This is a genomic window from Afipia sp. MLSD5-FHT05B12 (assembly GCF_058793355.1).
Window position 1 is genome coordinate 139,058 of sequence record NZ_JBXAFS010000002.1, and the last position, 19,065, is coordinate 158,122.

Sequence of the window (19,065 nt, forward strand, 5' to 3'; positions counted from 1 at the left end):
TGATATGCTGACTGGAACAACGAAAAGAAGACGCCCATGACGTTGATCTATCCGCGGGAAAGCAACGCGGCGCATGCGCCGCGATTGTCGCCAGCCTACAAGAGCACGGTGCTGCGTTCGCCGACCAGGCCGCTCGTTATCATACCGCACACGCTGTCGGAATTGACCGGGCCGGTCTACGGCCAAGAGGCGGTGCGCGAGAATGACAACGATCTCACCATCCAGCACAAGGGCGAGCCGCTCGGTGAGCGCATCATCGTCCACGGCCACGTCCGTGACGAGGACGGCCGCGGCGTGCCGAATACGCTGCTTGAGGTGTGGCAGGCCAACGCCTGCGGGCGCTACATCCATGTCGTCGACCAGCATCCGGCTCCGCTCGATCCGAATTTCACTGGCGCTGGCCGTGCGCAAACGGACGCGCAGGGTTATTACCGCTTCATCACCATCAAGCCCGGTGCCTATCCGTGGGGCAATCATCCCAACGCGTGGCGGCCGGCCCATATCCACTTCTCGGTGTTCGGGCATTCCTTCATCTCGCGCATCGTGACACAGATGTATTTCCCTGGCGATCCGCTGTTCGCCTACGATCCGATCTTCAATTCGGTGACGGACGAGAAGGCGCGGATGCGGATGGTTTCGAGTTTCGATCTCGAAAACACCAAGCCCGACTGGGCGCTGTGCTATCGTTTCGACATTGTATTGCGTGGGCGCAACGCCACGCCGCTGGATAACGATTGATGAGCAACATCACCCCTTCCCAGACCGTGGGTCCTTACTTCAAGTATGGCCTGACGCCGGGTAACGACTACGCGTGGAACGACGCGTTCAGCAACGATCTGGTGACGCCGGATGTCTCCGGTAAACGTATCCGCATTGTCGGGCAGGTGTTCGACGGCGAGGGCAAGGTCATCCCCGATTCCATGCTTGAGATATGGCAGGCCGATGCGCAGGGACGTTTTGCCGATCCGCAGGATACGCGCGCCGCTCCGAACGCCGTGTTCAAGGGCTTCGGGCGCTGCGGTGCGGATGCGAAGGGGGGATTTGAATTCCGCACCATCAAGCCCGGTCCGGTGCCGGGGCCCGGCGGCAGACCGCAGGCGCCTCATATTCTTCTCGCGGTGTTCGCGCGCGGCATGACTCAGCAGGCGATCACCCGGATTTATTTTGAAGACGAGGCAAACGCGGCCGATCCGATCCTTGCGCTGGTGCCGGCGGAGCGCCGCGCGACCCTCATTGCGAAGCGCGAGCAGGGGGACGTTGCAACCTACCGGATCGACGTCCATTTGCAGGGCGACAGGGAAACCGTGTTCTTCGATCTGTAGCGTGCGCTAGACCGGCAGCGCGATCGAGTACTTCACCTGACTGAGAGCGAAACTCGACTCGATCGAGGCGATGCCCTCGAGCCGTGTCAGTTTGGTTTTCAGGAATGCTTCATAGGACGGAAGGTCGGCGGTGACGACGCGCAGCAGGTAATCCCGGTTGCCGGTCATCAGATAGCATTCCAGCACTTCCTCCCACTTCGAGATCGCCCTGGCGAAGCGGTTGAGGTCTTCCTCCTTCTGCCGCTCCAGCTTGATCGAGATGAACACACTGACCGGAAGCCCGACCGATTTCTGGTCCACCATCGCAATGTAGCGCGAGATCACGCCGCGTTCCTCGAGCAGTTTGACCCGGCGGTGGCAGGGCGACACCGAGAGGCCGACCTGATCGGCAAGATCCTGCATGGTGACACGGCTATCGGACTGAAGAATCGCTAGGATTTTGCGGTCGATTGCATCAAGCTCAGTCATTAGAACTAAATCTCACAAATTACATAATTGTTGGTATGATATACTAATATCTGGATTCCAGTCGAGATGATTTGAGATTTTTCAGCGCCCGGTGAGGAATAGCATCGGTCTCGGACCCTTATTCCGGTGATCGCCATGCCTATCGAACCCTCTCGTCTGGAAATTCTGTCCGCGCTGACCCGCAAGGTGCTGTGGCTGTCGTCGTGGACCATCCACCATGCCAATCACATCCGGCCGGATTCCGACGGGCTGAAGGTCGGCGGCCATCAGGCCTCATCGGCATCGCTGGCGACAATCATGTCGGCGCTCTATTTCGGCGTGCTGAAGCCGGAGGATCGCGTTGCGGTGAAGCCGCATGCCAGTCCGGTGTTTCACGCGATCCAGTATCTGCTCGGGCAGCAGACGCGCGAGAAGCTGGAGAATTTTCGCGGCTTCAAGGGAGCACAGTCCTATCCTTCGCGCACCAAGGATATCGACGACGTGGATTTCTCCACCGGGTCGGTCGGCCTCGGCGTGGCGCAGACGCTGTTTTCGTCGCTGGTGCAGGACTATGTGAAATCGCACGGCTGGATGAAGGATCGTCCCGAGGGGCGCATGATAGCGCTGGTCGGCGACGCCGAACTCGATGAAGGCAACATCTTCGAGGCGCTGCTGGAAGGCTGGAAGCAGGGCCTGCGTAACACCTGGTGGGTGATCGATTACAATCGCCAGAGTCTCGACGCGGTGATCCACGAAGGGTTGTGGGAAAAGCTCGAGACCATGTTCCGCAATTTCGGCTGGGACGTGATGATCGTGAAATACGGCAAGCTGATGCAGGCCGCGTTCGCGGAGCCGGGCGGCGAGGCGCTGCGCAAGTGGATCGATAGCTGCCCGAACCAGATGTACGCCGCGCTGTGTTTCCAGGGCGGTGCAGCGTTCCGCAAGCATCTGCTCGACGACATCGGCGATCAGGGCGCGGTGACCAGGTTGATCGAGAAGCGCAGCGACGACGAACTGCTGGCGCTGATGTCAAATCTTGGCGGTCACGACATGGCGAGCATGCTGGAGGCCTTCGAGGCGATCGATCACGATCGGCCGGTGTGTTTCATCGCCTACACCATCAAGGGCGTCGGTCTGCCGTTCCAGGGCCACAAGGACAATCACGCCGGGCTGATGACCGTCGCGCAGATGGAAACCTTCCGTGCGGCGCAGAACATCCGTCCTGGCCATGAATGGGACCGGCTGGAAGGTCTTTCGCTCGATCACAAGCGTATTGAGACCTTCCTCAAGAACGTGAGGTTCGCGCGCGACGGCGCACGGCGGCTCGATGCGCCGAAGATCGAGGTGCCTGCGAAGCTGGGCGTGACGCTGACGCCGCGCATGGCCACGCAGCAGGGCTTCGGCCTTGTGCTGAACGAACTCGCACGCAGCGACACGAAGCTCGCGGAGCGCATTGTCACCACATCCCCGGACGTGACGGTCTCGACCAATCTCGGCCCATGGGTAAACCGGCGTGGCCTCTTTGCGATGGCAGAGAACACTGATCTGTTCCGCAAGGAGAAGATTCCATCGACATTCGCGTGGGACTATTCGCCGAAGGGCCAGCACATGGAGCTTGGCATCGCGGAGATGAACCTCTTCATCATGCTTTCAGCACTCGGCCTGTCGCATGCGATCAACGGCGAGCGGCTGCTGCCGGTGGGCACCTTGTACGATCCGTTCATCGAGCGCGGTCTCGATGCGCTGAACTACGCCTGCTATCAGGATGCGCGCTTCATGGTGGCGGCGACACCGTCGGGCATCACGCTGGCGCCTGAAGGCGGCGCGCATCAGTCGATCGCAACACCTTTGATCGGCATGGCGCAGGACGGGCTCTCGTCATTTGAGCCAGCGTTTGTGGACGAACTGGCGGTCATCATGCGCTGGGGCTTCGAGCACATGCAGCGCGATGAGGATGGCGGATCGGTCTATCTGCGGCTGTCGACACGCACGTTGGATCAGCCGCAGCGAGCGATGACGCCAGAACTTGCGAGCGACATTGCAGCGGGCGCGTACTGGCTGCGCAAACCCGGTCCGAACGCGGAACTGGCGATCGCCTATACCGGCGCGGTCGCACCGGAGGCCATCGAGGCGACAGGATTGCTTGGCGAGTCACGCCGGGACATCGGCCTGCTTGCGATCACGTCGGCGGATCGGCTGCACGCCGGCTGGAGCGCATCGCGCAAGCTTCGCCGCAGTGGCGGGCCGCGCGAGCCGAGTCATGTCGAACGGTTGCTGTCGCCGCTACCGCGCGATTGCGGGCTCATCACCGTGATCGACGGGCATCCGGCGACGCTGGCGTGGCTCGGCAGCGTGCATGGCCACCGCGTCGAAGCGCTCGGCGTGGAAAAGTTCGGCCAGACCGGCACCATCGGCGATCTCTATGCCCACTACGGCCTCGATGCCAACACCATCATCGATGCGGCGGCTGGCCTGACGTTCGGCTCGCCGATCCGGCATCGCAAGATGGCGGTGTGACGAGTGGCTCTCGGGCACGGTTTTTAACCACACGCGGCGTCCGTGAGCTGACCGGTGAAATGCCGAGTTGACCCGACGCGGCAACCGCAGCACCATTGCCCGATACGGGTTAAGGTGCTGAATGACCGAGCTTTCCAACCGCCAGTCCGACATCCTGAACATCGCGCGCGCCTCCGGGCGGGTGACGGTGGAGGATCTGGCGCGGCGCTTTGAAGTGTCAGCGCAGACCATCCGCAAGGACTTGAACGATCTGTGCGATCGCCGTTCGATGACGCGGGTTCATGGCGGCGCGATCATCGCTTCGGGCGTCGAAAACCTCGCCTACGAGGCCCGGCGGTTCGTCGCAGCGGAGGAAAAGAAAGCCATCGGTGCGGCGGCGGCGGCGCAAATTCCCAACGGCTGCTCGCTGTTCATTAATATCGGCACCACGACGGAAGAAGTCGCGAGCGCGCTGACGGCGCATGAGGATCTGCTGGTCATCACCAACAATCTTAACGTGGCGATGCTGCTCTATCGCCACCCCCGGATCGAGGTGATCGTCGCCGGCGGCACGGTGCGGCGTGCGGACGGCGCGGTGATCGGATCGACCGCGAATAACCTGATTACGCAGTTCAAGGTCGACTACGCCATCATCGGCGCGTCCGCGATCGACGAGGAGGGCGCGCTGCTCGATTTCGACTATCGCGAGGTGCAGGCCGCGCAGGCGATCATCGCCAATGCGCGCAGTGTGATGCTGGTGGCCGACAGCACCAAGCTCAGCCGCAACGCGCCGGTTCGCATCGCGCATCTCAGCCAGATCCATACATTCGTGACCGATCTGCCGCTGCCCGCCAGCCTTCAGGCCATTTGCAACAGCAGGGGCATCGACGTCATCGCGGCGATGCCGGACAAACCCGCCGACGTGACTTGATAGCTGCCGCTGCTTGTTTTTTTGCCGGGCTCGGCTTTCGGCTCGTGGACAGTTAGCGCGCCTTGCCCCTGGGTTGCCACGAAACCCTTAACTAACTCATATATCTTCACTTTTCTGAGTGATGGCGTGCTTTCCCGCGAAATCATCATGTCGCTTGCTTTCGTTTCAAGTTGTGATTTAATCCAATTCGAAAGCGAAATCGCTATAAATGAAAGTAGCGAGCGCCGGGGGAGACGTTGGACCAGGTTTTCGACCTCGCAATCATCGGCGGAGGCATTAACGGCTGCGGCATCGCCCGTGACGCCGCGGGCCGGGGCAATTCCGTATTCCTGTGCGAGATGAACGATCTCGCCAGTGGCACGTCGTCGTGGTCGAGCAAGCTCATTCACGGCGGCCTTCGCTATCTCGAGTATTATGAATTCCGTCTGGTTCGCGAGGCGCTGCTGGAGCGGGAGGTGTTGTGGCAGATCGCCCCGCACATCATCCGTCCGCTGCGGTTCGTGTTGCCGCATCACGCCGGTCTGCGTCCGGCCTGGCTGCTGCGGCTCGGTCTCTTCATGTACGATTATCTGGGCGGACGACGCCTGCTTCCGGCGACGCGCACGGTCGATCTGACGTGCGATCCGGTCGGCCAGCCACTGGCGCCGGGCCGCTTCACAAAAGGTTTCGAGTATTCGGACTGCTTCGTCGACGATGCGCGTCTCGTGGTACTCAACGCTCGTGACGCAGCGGATCGCGGCGCGGTGATCCGCACACGAACCCGCGCGGTTCAGGCACGGCGATTGGACGATTGCTGGCAAGTGATACTCGAGGACACCGTCACCGGAGCGCAAAGCAGCATCAAGGCGCGTGCGCTGGTCAATGCCGGCGGCCCATGGGTCGAGGATGTTCTGAGCCGGCGTGCAGGCATCAATGCCAAGGCCAAGGTGCGTCTGGTGCAGGGCTCGCACATCGTCGTGCCGCGCCTCTACGACCACGATAACGCCTACACGTTCCAGAACAGCGATGGCCGCGTGGTCTTCGTCATCCCGTTCCAGAACGATTTTACGCTGATCGGCACCACGGATCGCGATTACGACGGCGATCCGTCCAAGGTAACGGCGTCGGCGGAAGAAATCGCTTATCTGTGCCAATCCGTGAATGACTATCTCGCCAAGCAGGTGAAGCCGGCGGATGTCGTGTGGGCCTATGCGGGCGTGCGCCCGCTTTATGACGACGGCGCCAGTGAAGCGAAAGCCGCGACACGGGACTATGTCTTCGAGTTCGATGCGCCGGGCGGGTTGCCGCTGCTGTCGATCTTCGGCGGCAAGATCACCACCTATCGGCGTCTCGCCGAAGAGGCGCTGGAGCGGCTGGAGCAATATCTGCCGGGCAAGGCGAAGCCGGCCGGCTGGTCTGGCACAACGCCGCTACCCGGCGGCGACCTTGATGTGTCTGCGATCCCGGCGCTGGCGGATGAATTGATCCGCGACAATTCGTTCCTGTCGCGCTCCCTCGCGCTCCGTCTCGCACACGCCTATGGTACGCGGGCCAGCAAGGTTCTCGACAAGGCGTCGTCGGCGGCGGAGCTCGGACGGTTGTTCGGCGACACGCTGACGGAGCGTGAAGTCCGTTATCTCATCGCGCACGAGTTTGCGCGCACCGCCGAGGATATCGTCTGGCGACGGTCCAAGCTGGGTCTGCGTCTGACAACCGATGAAGTGAAGGCGCTCGATGACTGGATCGCCACGCATCGCAGCGGCCTCGACCGGCCGCTGAAGGAAGCGGGAGGCCGTGCATGAGCGTCACCCTCGAAAAGGTTTCGCGCGAGGTCAACGGCGTTCCCTGGATTCGCGATGTCTCGCTGACGCTTGAGCGCGGCACCTTGAGCGTGCTGCTCGGCCCGACGCTGGCAGGCAAGACCTCGATCATGCGGTTGCTCGCGGGCCTCGACAAGCCGACCTCCGGCCGTGTGCTTGTCGACGGCAACGACGTCACCGGTTTCGACGTGCGCAAGCGCTCGGTGGCGATGGTCTACCAGCAGTTCATCAACTATCCGACGCTGACGGTTTACGAGAATATCGCGTCGCCGCTGCGTGTGCAGGGCGTCGCGCGTGACGCGATCGAGACCCGCGTCAGGAACGCAGCAAAGCTTCTGAAGCTCGAACCCTATCTCAACCGGACGCCGTTGCAGCTCTCAGGCGGCCAGCAGCAGCGCACCGCTATTGCGCGGGCGCTGGTGAAAGGCGCGGACCTCGTGCTGCTCGACGAGCCGCTCGCCAACCTCGACTACAAACTCCGCGAGGAACTGCGCACCGAACTGCCGCGCATTTTCGAGGAGTCCGGCGCGATCTTCGTCTATGCGACAACCGAACCCTCGGAAGCTTTGCTGCTGGGCGGCCGCACGATCTGCATGGGAGAAGGACGGGTGCTGCAAGCCGGTGCGACGCCACAGGTCTACCGGCGTCCCGACACGGTGGAAGTGGCGGAAGTATTTTCCGATCCGCCGCTCAACACGGTCGGCATCGAGAAGAAAAACGGATCGATCTTCTATTCCGGCGGCGAACGCGCGTCGGTGGCGGGTCTCTACGAAGGCTTGAGCGACGGGGCCTATCAGGTCGGTTTCCGCGCGCACCAGCTCGAGGTTGCGGGCACTTCTTCCGGCCGCCATGCGTTCGTCACGACGGTCAGCGTGACGGAGATCACCGGCTCCGAGAGCTTCGTGCATCTCAAGCGAGACGGTTACAACTGGGTCGCGGTGCTGCCCGGCATCCACGAGTTTCTGCCGGGGCAGGAACTGGATGCCGTGCTCGATCCGAACGACCTTTTCATCTTCGATCAATCCGGCCGGCTCGTCGCCGCGCCGGCGGGACACTCGCATGGCTCGCATTGATCTTGTCGATCTGGCGCACTCCTACGGCGGCAACGTCGCCGACCAGGCATCCTATGCGCTGAAGCCGATGACCATGACCTGGCGGCAGGGCGGCGCTTACGCGCTGCTGGGTCCGTCTGGTTGCGGCAAGACCACGCTGTTGAACATCATCTCTGGCATCGTCACGCCGTCGCACGGCAAGGTGCTGTTCGACGGCGCCGACATCACGCGCTCCACTACGCGCGAGCGTAACATCGCGCAGGTATTCCAGTTCCCGGTGATCTACGACACCATGACGGTCGGCGAGAATCTCGCGTTCCCGCTCAAGAACCGAGGACTGCCGCGAAACGAGATCGACGCGCGGGTGAAGGAAATCGCCAAGCTGCTCGATCTCACGCCCTACGTGAACCGCAAGGCGGTGCGGCTCAGCGCCGACGCCAAGCAGAAGATCTCGCTGGGCCGCGGTCTGGTGCGCTCGGATGTAGCGGCGGTGCTGTTCGACGAGCCGCTGACGGTGATCGATCCGCACCTGAAATGGGAACTGCGTTCGAAGCTCAAGGCGTTGCATCAGGCGCTGGATCTCACGATGATCTACGTCACCCACGATCAGACCGAGGCGCTGACCTTTGCCGACACCGTGGTGGTGATGCACGATGGCAGCGTGGTGCAGAGCGGGACGCCGGAAGAACTGTTCGCGAAACCGGCGCATACCTTTGTCGGATATTTCATCGGCTCGCCCGGCATGAATATCGTTCCGGCAGAGGTAAAGGGTAATGAGGCGAAGATCGACGGCCACACCATCAGGCTGAACCGGACCTACGACAGCCTGCCGCTCGGCGCGAAAATTGAAATCGGTGTGCGGCCTGAGTTCGTGCATGTCGCGGCGCCCGCGCCCGGGCTTCTGTCGGCGCAGATCGAGCGGATCGATGATCTCGGCCGCGTCCGCTTCGCGCGCGTTCGCATCGGCGACGTGAAGTTCGCTGCCCGCGTGCCGAATGGTTTCTCTGTTCCCGACAACACCGCCGGGCTGGTGTTCGATCCGGCCCATGTTCACGTCTATGCCGACAGTCTTCTGGCCGAAGGGCGCGCGTGATGGACAAGACGATCAACAACAAGGCCTGGCTCCTGGTGCTGCCGGTGTTCCTGATCGTGGCGTTCTCCGCGATCTTGCCGCTGATGACCGTGGTCAACTATTCGGTACAGGATACGTTTGGAAACAATCAGTTCTTCTGGAACGGGGTGGGCTGGTTCAAGGAGTTGCTCGATCCCTCGACCGATCTCGGTGACCGCTTCCTGGCGTCGCTCGGACGCAATCTGCTGTTCTCCGCGATCATTCTCGCGATCGAAGTTCCGCTCGGCATTCTGGTCGCGCTGTCGATGCCGCGCGAAGGCTGGCGCGTCGCGGCTTGTCTCGTCATTCTCGCACTGCCGTTGCTGATTCCTTGGAATGTGGTCGGCACCATCTGGCAAATCTTCGGGCGTCCCGATATCGGCCTGATGGGTTACGTGCTGAACAAGATGGGGTTCGACTATAACTATGTGTCGAACAGCTTCGACGCATGGTGTACCATCATCGTCATGGACGTCTGGCACTGGACCAGCCTCGTTGCGCTGTTGTGCTATGCCGGCCTGAAATCCATTCCCGATGCCTATTATCAGGCGGCGCAGATCGACGGCGCGTCGCGCTGGGCGGTGTTCACCGCGATCCAGTTGCCCAAGATGAAGCGCGTGCTGCTGATCGCAGTGCTGCTGCGGTTCATGGACAGCTTCATGATCTACACCGAGCCGTTCGTCGTTACCGGCGGGGGGCCCGGCAACTCCACGACCTTCGTATCGATCGAACTGGTCAAGATCGCGCTCGGCCAGTTCGATCTCGGCAAGGCCGCGGCGCTGTCCCTTGTCTACAACATCATCATTCTGATCGTGTGCTGGGTGTTCTACACAGTGATGACAAACGCCGACAATGAGCGCGCGCAACCGGCGGGAGGCGCGTGATGCATACGATTCCCGGACGGCGCATCATCCTGTCATTGTTCCTGATCTTCCTGCTGTTGCCGATCTACTGGCTCGTCAACATGAGCTTCAAGACCAACACGGAAATCGTCACGACCATGACGTTGTGGCCGAACAACCCGACGCTGGTTCATTACAAACGCATCTTCACGGACTCGAGCTGGTACTCCGGTTACATCAATTCGCTGAAATACGTCATCATCAACACCGTTCTCTCGATCTCTTTCGCGCTGCCCGCGGCTTATGCGTTCTCGCGCTATCGCTTCCTCGGCGACAAGCATTTGTTCTTCTGGCTGCTGTCGAACCGTATGGCGCCGCCGGCGGTGTTCGCGCTGCCGTTCTTTAACCTGTACTCGGCGATCAATCTGTTCGACACGCCCTGGGCGGTCGCACTGGCGCACTGCCTGTTCAACGTGCCGCTGGCGGTGTGGATTCTCGAAGGTTTCGTGTCGGGTGTGCCGAAAGAAATCGACGAAACCGCATTTCTCGACGGCTATTCGTTTCCGCGTTTCTTCGTGAAAATCCTGATGCCGCTGATCGCGAGCGGCATCGGCGTCGCGGCGTTCTTCTGCTTCATGTTCTCTTGGGTCGAACTTCTGCTGGCGCGCACGCTGACCTCGGTGAATGCCAAGCCGATCGCCGCGACCATGACCCGCACGATTTCGGCGTCCGGCATGGACTGGGGATTGCTGGCCGCGGCCGGCGTCCTGACCATCATCCCGGGCGCGCTGGTGATCTGGTTTGTCCGCAACTATATCGCGCGCGGCTTCGCGCTTGGACGGGTGTGACCATGGAACACATCGCATGGATGGCCTGGACGGCACCAACGGCGATCTTCTTCTGCCTGCTGGCTGGAACGCTTGGAGTCATGACCTGGCTCGCGATGCGTTACCCCGAGGCCGAGCGGGTCGGGATCCTGCGCATTCCGACCACACGCGGCGACAGGCTGTTCATTTCGCTGATCGCCACGGCGGTCATTCATCTTTTGTGGATTGCATTTGCGGGCACGAACCCGATTGCGACGCTGCCAATCGGCGAGGGCGTCGAGGTTTCGAGTTTGTGGATCGCCACCGTAATTTCGCTCGTCTCGGCTGTTGTTATATTTCGCAACGTCTAGCCGGTGATCCGGTTCTGACATTCGTATGAGATTTTTTGCCGGCACTTTTACGAATGTCAGAACCAAGGGATCACTGGAATTGTGAGTTTGCTTGCGTCCTTTCGAATCCGGCATTCGCGCGGAACGTGCTGCGGAGTAATGCGAATGCCGGCTTCGGGACGCAAGTGGAGAAAAGGCAGATCCGGGGATCAACCCGGACCTGAGGTTGTGTTTTCAACGGAGGAAACCATGCGACACGTTACAAAAAGGAATCGTCTTTTGACGATGACAAGCGCGGTGGCATTGATGGCGGCGTCGGCTGCGATCAGTGCGCCAGCTTTCGCTGATGAAGCGGCGGCGAAAAAGTGGATCGACGCGGAATTCCAGCCTTCGACGCTATCGAAGGAAGACCAGATGAAGGAGATGCAGTGGTTCATCAAGGCCGCTGAGCCTTTCAAGGGCATGGACGTCAATGTCGTTTCGGAAACGATCACGACGCATGAGTACGAAGCCGGTACGCTGGCGAAGGCCTTCACGGAAATCACTGGCATCAAGGTCAAGCATGACCTGATCCAGGAAGGTGACGTTGTCGAAAAGCTGCAAACGCAGATGCAGTCGGGCAAGAATGTCTATGACGGCTGGATCAACGACTCCGATCTGATCGGTACCCACTTCCGCTATAATCAGACCGTTGTGCTGTCGGATTACATGACGGGCGAGGGCAAGGCTGTCACCGACCCGATGCTCGACGTGGATGATTTCATCGGCAAGTCGTTCACCACCGGACCGGACGGCAAGCTGTATCAGTTGCCGGACCAGCAGTTCGCGAACCTGTACTGGTTCCGGTACGACTGGTTCACCAATCCGGAGTACAAGGCGAAGTTCAAGGCCAAGTATGGCTACGAACTCGGTGTTCCGGTGAACTGGTCGGCCTATGAGGATATCGCGGAGTTCTTCACCAACGACATCAAGGAAATCAACGGCGTCAAGGTCTATGGTCACATGGACTACGGCAAGAAGGACCCCTCCCTCGGCTGGCGGTTCACTGACGCCTGGCTGTCGATGGCGGGCAACGGCGACAAGGGCATCCCGAACGGCAAGCCCGTCGACGAGTGGGGCATTCGCATGGAGGGCTGCCGTCCGGTCGGCTCGTCCGTCGAACGCGGCGGCGACACCAACGGTCCCGCAGCGGTCTACTCGATCGTCAAGTATCTCGACTGGCTGAAGAAGTATGCCCCGCCGCAGGCGCAGGGCATGACCTTCTCCGAAGCCGGCCCGGTTCCTGCGCAGGGCAATATCGCCCAGCAGATCTTCTGGTACACCGCCTTCACCGCTGACATGGTGAAGCCCGGTCTGCCGGTAGTGAATGCCGACGGCACGCCGAAGTGGCGCATGGCCCCGTCGCCGCACGGATCGTACTGGAAGGAAGGCATGAAGCTCGGCTATCAGGACGCCGGCTCGGTGACTTTGCTCAAGTCAACCCCGGCGGATCGCCGCAAGGCGGCCTGGCTCTATCTCCAGTTCATCAACTCCAAGTCGGTGAGCTTGAAGAAGAGCCATGTCGGTCTCACGTTTACCCGCGAGTCCGACATCTGGGACAAGTCCTTCACCGAGCGCGCGCCGAAGCTCGGCGGGCTTGTCGAATTCTACCGCTCGCCCGCGCGCGTGCAGTGGACGCCGACCGGCAACAACGTGCCTGACTATCCGAAGCTGGCCCAGCTCTGGTGGCAGAACATCGGCGATGCGTCGTCCGGTGCGAAGACTGCGCAGGCGGCGATGGACTCGCTGGCTGCGGCCCAGGACTCGGTGCTTGAACGTCTCGAGAAGTCGGGCGTGCAGGGCGCCTGCGGACCCAAGCTCAACAAGAAGGAAACGGCTGAGTTCTGGTTCGCCAAGTCGGAGAAGGACGGCAACATTGCTCCGCAGCGCAAGTTGGCGAACGAAAAGCCGAAGGGCGAAACCGTCGACTACGACACGCTGATCAAGTCGTGGCCGGCCTCGCCGCCGAAGCGCGCCGCAGCCAAGTAAGCTGCAACAGAACTGAGCACCTTTACAAAGGCCGGGAGCGATCCCGGCCTTTTCCTTTTTTTAATGCAGCGCACTCTGTCGGCTGTTGTTGACACGTCGCCGCGGTTTGGTTCTGATTGCCGGAAGCGTACACAAAAACGCATAGCTAATCGACACAAGATATGAGTGAGGCGATCGGTAGGATCGCAACGTGACCAAGGCGATCGACAGAATCGCGGCACGTTGGGGGAGGGATACCCGGAATGCTGGACTTCGTTCAGCAGTTGGTGAGCGGTATTGCGCTCGGCTGTGTCTATGGCCTGATCGCACTTGGCTTTGTTCTTGTTTACAAAGCGACCGAGGTCGTCAACTTCGCGCAAGGCGATCTGATGATGCTGGGCGGCTTCTTCGCCTTCACCTTCATCAGTCTGCTCGGCTTTAATTACTGGCTTGGATTCATCGCCGCGGTCGCCGCGATGGCGCTGTTCGGCATGCTGGCCGAACGTCTCGTGGTCCGGCCGATTCTCGGTTATCCCCAGTTCTCCATCATCATGGCGACCATCGGACTCGGCTTCTTCCTGCGCTCGGTCGCCGGAATGATCTGGGGCACCGACGATCTCAAGATCGAGACGCCGTTCAGTCACGGCGTGCTGCGGCTCGGCAGCTTGGTGTTGGCCCACGACAAGCTGTCGGTGATCGCCGCGACGATCATTCTTTGCGGCGTGCTGTATCTCTTTTTCAACAAGACCACGCTCGGCACCGCGATGCGGGCAAGCTCCGAGAACATGCTCGCCGCCTACTACATGGGCATCCCGGTGAAGCGCGTGGTTTCGATCGTCTGGGCGATCAGCGCCGCGGTCGCGACCTGCGCCGGCGTGCTGCTGGCGCCGATCACCTTCATCCATTCCAACGTCGGCCTCGTGCTTGGTTTGAAAGCATTTCCCGCAGCCGTACTCGGCGGCTTCGGCTCGATCCCCGGCGCCGTGGTCGGCGGGGTTCTGATCGGTGTGATCGAAAGCATGGCCGGCTTTTATCTGCCGCAGGGATGGAAGGACGTCGCGCCCTACATCGTGCTGCTCGCGGTGCTGCTGCTGAAACCCGAAGGCATCTTCGGGATTCATGTGCGGAAGAAAGTCTGAGGGGCGCGGCATGCGGTTTCTGTTCAAAACCGATTACAATGACGACATCCGGCTGATCCCGCATAGCGGTTACCTCTGGTCCTACGGCGCGCTGCTGGTGCTGCTGGTGATCGCGCCGTTCACGCTCAGCAGTTATCTCATGAGTCAGCTGGTGTTCGTCTGCATCTATGCGACGGTGGGCGTTGGGCTGATGATCCTTACCGGCTTCACCGGCCAGGCTTCGCTAGGGCACGCCGCGTTTCTCGCGATTGGCGCCTATACGACCGCCTATTTGCAGCAGCTCGGCGTACCGTTTCCGGTCTACTTCCTCGCCGCCGGCATTCTGACCGGCATCATCGGCGCGATGGTGGGATTCCCGGCGCTGCGGTTGCAGGGCATCTATCTGGTGATTGCCACGATTTCGTTCGCATTGATCGTCGAGGAGATCATGGCGCGCTGGGAGCATGTGACCAATGGCAATGAAGGCATGCGCGTGCGTCCGATCCAGATATTGGGCAACAGCATTCCGCGCGACGGGCCGATTTTCTACTACCTTTGTCTCGGCCTCCTGGTGCTGGTGATTATCGGCACGCTCAACCTGATGCGGTCGCCGACCGGGCGTGCATTTGTCGCCATCCGCGACAGCGAGACGGCGGCCAAGAGCATGGGCATCAATGTCGCGCGCTACAAGGTGAAATCGTTCGCCATCAGCGCGGCGATCACGGGGCTTGCGGGCTGCCTGTTCGCGCACAAGCTCACGTTCATCAGCCCGGAGATGTTCACGCTTCAGCTCTCCATCGAGTTCATCATGGTGATCATCATCGGCGGCGTGATAAGTCTGCACGGCGCGGTGCTGGGCGCGATCTTCATCGTGATGGTCGATCCGTTCCTGACTTTTCTGAAGGATGACATCCCCGGGGTAATCGCGGGTCTTGCCGCCACGTTCGGTGCGGGCGCGGAGCAGGTGGCGCAGATCAAGGCGAATGTCGCGGCGATCGCCTCTGCCAACGGCCTGAAGGGCGCGATCTACGGCCTGATCATCATGCTATTCATTCTGTTCGAGCCTTACGGGATTTACGGCCGCTGGCTGAAGATCAAGCTCTTCTTTCAGCTCTTCCCGCTCTACAAGCGCGCGACTTTCAAGCGGCAGAAGATCTACGTCAAATCGGAGCGGAACCGATGAGCTGCTTCCGCGCCGAAAATCTCTCGCTCCACTTCGGCGGCCTGAAGGCGGTGGATTCCGTCAGCTTCGCCGTGGAGAAGGGCGAAATCCTCTCGATCATCGGCCCCAACGGGGCCGGCAAGAGCTCGATTTTCAATCTGATCTCGCGGCTCTACGAGCCGAGTTCGGGCCGGCTTTATTTCGAGGATCTGGATATTACCGAGGAGCCGGCCTATGGCATCGCCGGGCTGGGCATTGCCCGGACTTTCCAGAACATCGAGCTGTTCGAGAACGCCACAGTTCTCAGCAATCTTCTGGTCGGACGGCACCGCCATTCCACTACCAGCCTCTGGCAGGAGTTGCTGTTTCTGCCGAACGTGCGCCGCGACGAAAAAGCGCATCGCCGCCGCGTCGAGCAGGTCATTGATTTCCTTGACCTTGCCGCCCATCGGGACAAGCTCATCTCCGGGCTGCCCTACGGCGTGCGCAAGGTGATCGAACTGGCCCGCGCGCTATGCACCGAGCCGAAGCTGATCCTGCTGGATGAGCCCTCGTCCGGGCTGAATGTGGAGGAGACCGACGACATGTCGTTCTGGATCCGCGACATGAAAACCGAGCTTGGCATCACCGTGCTGATGGTCGAACACGATATGACGCTGGTCAACCGCGTCTCCGACCGGGTGATCGCGCTGAACTACGGCAAGGTGCTGGCCATGGGCGCGCCGGCCGAGGTGCAGGCGCATCCCGATGTCGTCGCCGCCTATCTCGGCACATGAGGACGATGTCATGAGCACGCCCGAGACCATTCTCAAGCTCAGCAACATCGAAAGCTATTATGGGCCGATCATGGCCATCCGCGGCATCAGCCTCGAAGTCCCACGCGGCAAGATCGTCACGCTGCTCGGTGCCAACGGCGCGGGCAAGACCACGGTGCTCAAGACGATTTCGGGCATTCTCGATCCGCAGAAGGGCTCCATCGAATTCAAGGGGCAATCGATCCAGCGCATGGAGGCGGACAAGATTGTACGCCTTGGCCTCAGCCATGTGCCGGAGGGCCGTGAGGTGTTTCCGTTCCTCAGCGTGCGTGAGAACCTGATGATGGGCGCCTATCCACGCAAGGACCGCGACGGTGTCGCTGACGATCTGGAGCGGGTCTACGGATATTTCCCGCGCCTGCGCGAACGCATCAACCAGCCTGCCGGACAGCTTTCCGGGGGCGAGCAGCAAATGCTGGCGATCGGCCGCGCGCTGATGAACCGCCCGGAACTGCTGCTACTCGACGAGCCGTCGCTCGGGTTGTCGCCGATCCTGGTGAAGGAGATATTCACCATCATCAAGCGCGTCAACAAGGAGCAGGGCATGTCGATCCTGCTGGTCGAGCAGAATGCGAAGGTGGCGCTGGAGACCGCGGATTACGGTTACGTCCTGGAAATCGGGCGCGTGGTGATGAACGACACCTGCGAACGCCTGATGATGTCGCAGGACATCCAGGAATTCTACCTCGGCGCCAAGGAAAGCGGTGCGCGAGGCGAACGGCGCTGGAAGAAGAAAAAGACGTGGCGGTAAAGACCCGGCGATAAAGACCCGGCGATAAAGCGCTGGCGATGAAAGTCCGGCGACAAGACCGGGCGTAAAAGGGCAGGAGACATCGGCGCCGCGTTGCTTGTGCGCGGCGAAAGACAGGGAGCGAGCCATGGCGAGACCCGCAGTGATCACCGTCGCGGATACAATCGCGAAGAGTTTTCTGCTCGCGGTTGAGATGCGCGGCGACAAGCCGGCGATCCGGGAAAAACATCTCGGCGTCTGGCAATCGACAAGCTGGCGCGAGTGGCTGAAGACAGCCAGGGAAATCGCTTACGCGCTTCACGCGGTCGGCTTCAAGCCGGGCGATGTTGCGTCCATCGTCTCGAATGCCACCCCTGGATGGGTGTTCGCCGACATGGGCGTGCTCTGCGCGGGTGGCGTGTCGTCCGGCATCTATCCGACCGACTCCGCAGCGCAGGTTGAATATCTGATCAACGATTCCCGCACCAAAGTGATCTTCGCCGAGGATGACGAGCAACTCGACAAGGTGCTGGCCTGCCGCGCCCGCTGCCCGACTCTTGAAAGGATCGTCGTGTTCGACATGGAAGGCCTGACCGGCTTCAGCGATCCGATGGTGATGTCGCTGGACGAGTTCATGGCGCTCGGGCGCAACCATATGAACGGCCGCGAGGCGCTGTGGGACGAGATGATCGCCAGCCGCGGGACGAACGATCTCGCCATTCTCGTCTACACCTCGGGGACGACGGGGCCGCCGAAAGGCGCGATGCATTCCAACCGCAGCGTCACGCACCAGATGCGCTATGCGGACTATCTGCTGGTGCCGACCGATCACGAAGAACGGCTGGTGTTCCTGCCGCTATGCCATGTCGCTGAGCGCATCGGTGGCTACTATCTGTCGGTCGCGGTCGGCTCGGTGATGAACTTTGCCGAAAGTCCGGAGACCGTGCCGGACAATCTGCGCGAGGTGCAGCCGACCGCATTTCTGGCGGTGCCGCGGATCTGGGAGAAATTCTATTCGGCCATTACCATTGCCTTGAAGGACGCAACGCCGCTCCAGCAGTGGATGTATCGCCAAGCGCTCGGCATCGGCCAGCATCTGACCGAGTACAGGCTTGAGGGTAAAACACCGCCGCTGTCGCTACGGCTCGCGGGCAAGGCGGCGTATTGGCTGGTGTTCCGCAATATCCGGCGCATGCTCGGACTCGACCGCGTCCGCATCGCCTTCACCGGCGCCGCGCCTATCTCGCCCGATCTGATCCGCTGGTATCTCGCCATCGGCCTCGACATGCGCGAGGTCTATGGTCAGACCGAGAATTGCGGCGTTGCGACTCTGATGCCCAATGATCGCATCAAGCTTGGCTCGGTCGGAAAGGCCGCGCCGTGGGGCGAGGTCAAGATTTGCCCGAAAGGGGAAATTCTCATCAAGGGCGATTTCCTGTTCATGGGCTATCTGAACCAGCCGGAGAAAACCGCCGAGACCATCGACGAGAAGGGTTGGCTGCATACCGGCGACGTTGGCACCATCGACAACGAAGGTTTCGTCAGGATCACCGACCGGATGAAGGACATCATCATCACGTCCGGCGGCAAGAACATCACGCCTTCCGAGATCGAGAACCAGCTCAAGTTCTCACCCTATATCTCGGACGCGGTGGTGATCGGCGACAAGCGGCCCTATCTGACGTGCCTCGTGATGATCGATCACGAGAACGTCGAGAAGTTCGCGCAGGACTACGATATTCCGTTCACGAACTATGCGAGCCTGTGCCGCGCTCCGGAAATCCAGGACCTGATCCGGCGCGAGATTGAAGCCGTCAACGCGAACTTTGCTCGCGTCGAAACCATCAAGAAGTTCCATCTGATCGAGCGGCAATTGACCCCCGAGGACGAGGAATTGACGCCGACCATGAAACTGAAGCGGAGTTTCGTGAACAAATCCTACGCAGCCGAGATCGATGCAATGTACCGGGCGAGCGCGATGGCGTAGTCTTTCGGCATTATTGCGTCACGAGAAACGCATTTCGCGGCCTGAAAGGCCGTTCAACGGCGAAGGTAACAGGGCCCGGCCTTCGCTGAA

17 protein-coding genes are annotated in these 19,065 nt (G+C 60.9%); 16 read left to right on the forward strand and 1 reads right to left on the reverse strand.

Translation table 11 applies throughout. The features are described from left to right. The first annotated feature begins 36 nt into the window (after nucleotides 1-36). Entirely contained in the window at nucleotides 37-738 is a 702-nt protein-coding gene (gene pcaH / locus AC1Q6J_RS02950; protein WP_492277839.1) for a protocatechuate 3,4-dioxygenase subunit beta, read from the forward strand. After that, on the forward strand, nucleotides 738-1,322 hold the full coding sequence (gene pcaG / locus AC1Q6J_RS02955; protein WP_492277840.1) for a protocatechuate 3,4-dioxygenase subunit alpha: 585 nt from the start codon (nucleotides 738-740) through the stop codon (nucleotides 1,320-1,322). Before pcaH ends, pcaG begins: the two co-directional genes overlap by 1 nt. A 6-nt stretch (nucleotides 1,323-1,328) precedes the next feature. On the opposite strand, the gene AC1Q6J_RS02960 is transcribed toward pcaG, so the two are convergent. Further along, nucleotides 1,329-1,790, reverse strand: coding sequence for an Lrp/AsnC family transcriptional regulator (locus AC1Q6J_RS02960; RefSeq protein WP_492277841.1), 462 nt, complete (start codon nucleotides 1,788-1,790; stop codon nucleotides 1,329-1,331). A gap of 135 nt (nucleotides 1,791-1,925) precedes the next feature. On the opposite strand from AC1Q6J_RS02960, the gene AC1Q6J_RS02965 reads away from it, so the two are divergent. The 14 genes from AC1Q6J_RS02965 to AC1Q6J_RS03030 all read left to right on the forward strand — a co-directional run bounded on the left by AC1Q6J_RS02965 (nucleotide 1,926) and on the right by AC1Q6J_RS03030 (nucleotide 18,975). Further along, on the forward strand, nucleotides 1,926-4,286 hold the full coding sequence (locus AC1Q6J_RS02965; protein WP_492277842.1) for a thiamine pyrophosphate-binding protein: 2,361 nt from the start codon (nucleotides 1,926-1,928) through the stop codon (nucleotides 4,284-4,286). 121 nt (nucleotides 4,287-4,407) lie between these two features. Beyond that, nucleotides 4,408-5,196: a DeoR/GlpR family DNA-binding transcription regulator gene (locus AC1Q6J_RS02970; RefSeq protein ID WP_492277843.1), complete on the forward strand. Its 789-nt coding sequence runs from the start codon at nucleotides 4,408-4,410 to the stop codon at nucleotides 5,194-5,196. A 236-nt stretch (nucleotides 5,197-5,432) separates the two neighbouring features. Next, the gene (gene glpD, locus AC1Q6J_RS02975; protein ID WP_492277844.1) at nucleotides 5,433-6,977 is read left to right on the forward strand and encodes a glycerol-3-phosphate dehydrogenase; all 1,545 of its coding nucleotides are present in this window, start codon (nucleotides 5,433-5,435) and stop codon (nucleotides 6,975-6,977) included. Beyond that, entirely contained in the window at nucleotides 6,974-8,068 is a 1,095-nt protein-coding gene (locus tag AC1Q6J_RS02980; protein ID WP_492277845.1) for an ABC transporter ATP-binding protein, read from the forward strand. The genes glpD and AC1Q6J_RS02980 overlap by 4 nt, the downstream gene beginning before the upstream one ends. After that, nucleotides 8,055-9,140 carry an ABC transporter ATP-binding protein gene (locus tag AC1Q6J_RS02985; RefSeq protein ID WP_492277846.1) on the forward strand — a complete coding sequence of 362 codons (1,086 nt, stop codon included), beginning with the start codon at nucleotides 8,055-8,057 and terminating at the stop codon, nucleotides 9,138-9,140. The genes AC1Q6J_RS02980 and AC1Q6J_RS02985 overlap by 14 nt, the downstream gene beginning before the upstream one ends. Continuing rightward, entirely contained in the window at nucleotides 9,140-10,042 is a 903-nt protein-coding gene (locus AC1Q6J_RS02990) for a carbohydrate ABC transporter permease (RefSeq protein WP_492277847.1), read from the forward strand. Before AC1Q6J_RS02985 ends, AC1Q6J_RS02990 begins: the two co-directional genes overlap by 1 nt. Further along, nucleotides 10,042-10,848, forward strand: coding sequence for a carbohydrate ABC transporter permease (locus AC1Q6J_RS02995; protein WP_492277848.1), 807 nt, complete (start codon nucleotides 10,042-10,044; stop codon nucleotides 10,846-10,848). The genes AC1Q6J_RS02990 and AC1Q6J_RS02995 overlap by 1 nt, the downstream gene beginning before the upstream one ends. A 2-nt stretch (nucleotides 10,849-10,850) precedes the next feature. Further along, nucleotides 10,851-11,177 (forward strand): DUF2160 domain-containing protein, encoded by a 327-nt coding sequence (locus tag AC1Q6J_RS03000; RefSeq protein WP_492277849.1) that lies wholly within the window; start codon nucleotides 10,851-10,853, stop codon nucleotides 11,175-11,177. A gap of 264 nt (nucleotides 11,178-11,441) precedes the next feature. Beyond that, nucleotides 11,442-13,184, forward strand: a complete 1,743-nt coding sequence (locus AC1Q6J_RS03005) for an ABC transporter substrate-binding protein (RefSeq protein ID WP_492278151.1) — start codon at nucleotides 11,442-11,444, stop codon at nucleotides 13,182-13,184. Between the two features lie 242 nt (nucleotides 13,185-13,426). Next, the gene (locus AC1Q6J_RS03010) at nucleotides 13,427-14,302 is read left to right on the forward strand and encodes a branched-chain amino acid ABC transporter permease (RefSeq protein ID WP_492277850.1); all 876 of its coding nucleotides are present in this window, start codon (nucleotides 13,427-13,429) and stop codon (nucleotides 14,300-14,302) included. A 10-nt stretch (nucleotides 14,303-14,312) separates the two neighbouring features. After that, on the forward strand, nucleotides 14,313-15,464 hold the full coding sequence (locus AC1Q6J_RS03015) for a branched-chain amino acid ABC transporter permease (protein ID WP_492277851.1): 1,152 nt from the start codon (nucleotides 14,313-14,315) through the stop codon (nucleotides 15,462-15,464). After that, nucleotides 15,461-16,219 (forward strand): ABC transporter ATP-binding protein, encoded by a 759-nt coding sequence (locus AC1Q6J_RS03020; RefSeq protein WP_492277852.1) that lies wholly within the window; start codon nucleotides 15,461-15,463, stop codon nucleotides 16,217-16,219. Before AC1Q6J_RS03015 ends, AC1Q6J_RS03020 begins: the two co-directional genes overlap by 4 nt. Nucleotides 16,220-16,229: 10 nt before the next feature. Further along, nucleotides 16,230-17,009: an ABC transporter ATP-binding protein gene (locus AC1Q6J_RS03025; RefSeq protein ID WP_492277853.1), complete on the forward strand. Its 780-nt coding sequence runs from the start codon at nucleotides 16,230-16,232 to the stop codon at nucleotides 17,007-17,009. A gap of 127 nt (nucleotides 17,010-17,136) precedes the next feature. Beyond that, on the forward strand, nucleotides 17,137-18,975 hold the full coding sequence (locus AC1Q6J_RS03030) for an AMP-dependent synthetase/ligase (RefSeq protein ID WP_492277854.1): 1,839 nt from the start codon (nucleotides 17,137-17,139) through the stop codon (nucleotides 18,973-18,975). Nucleotides 18,976-19,065: the final 90 nt, after the last annotated feature.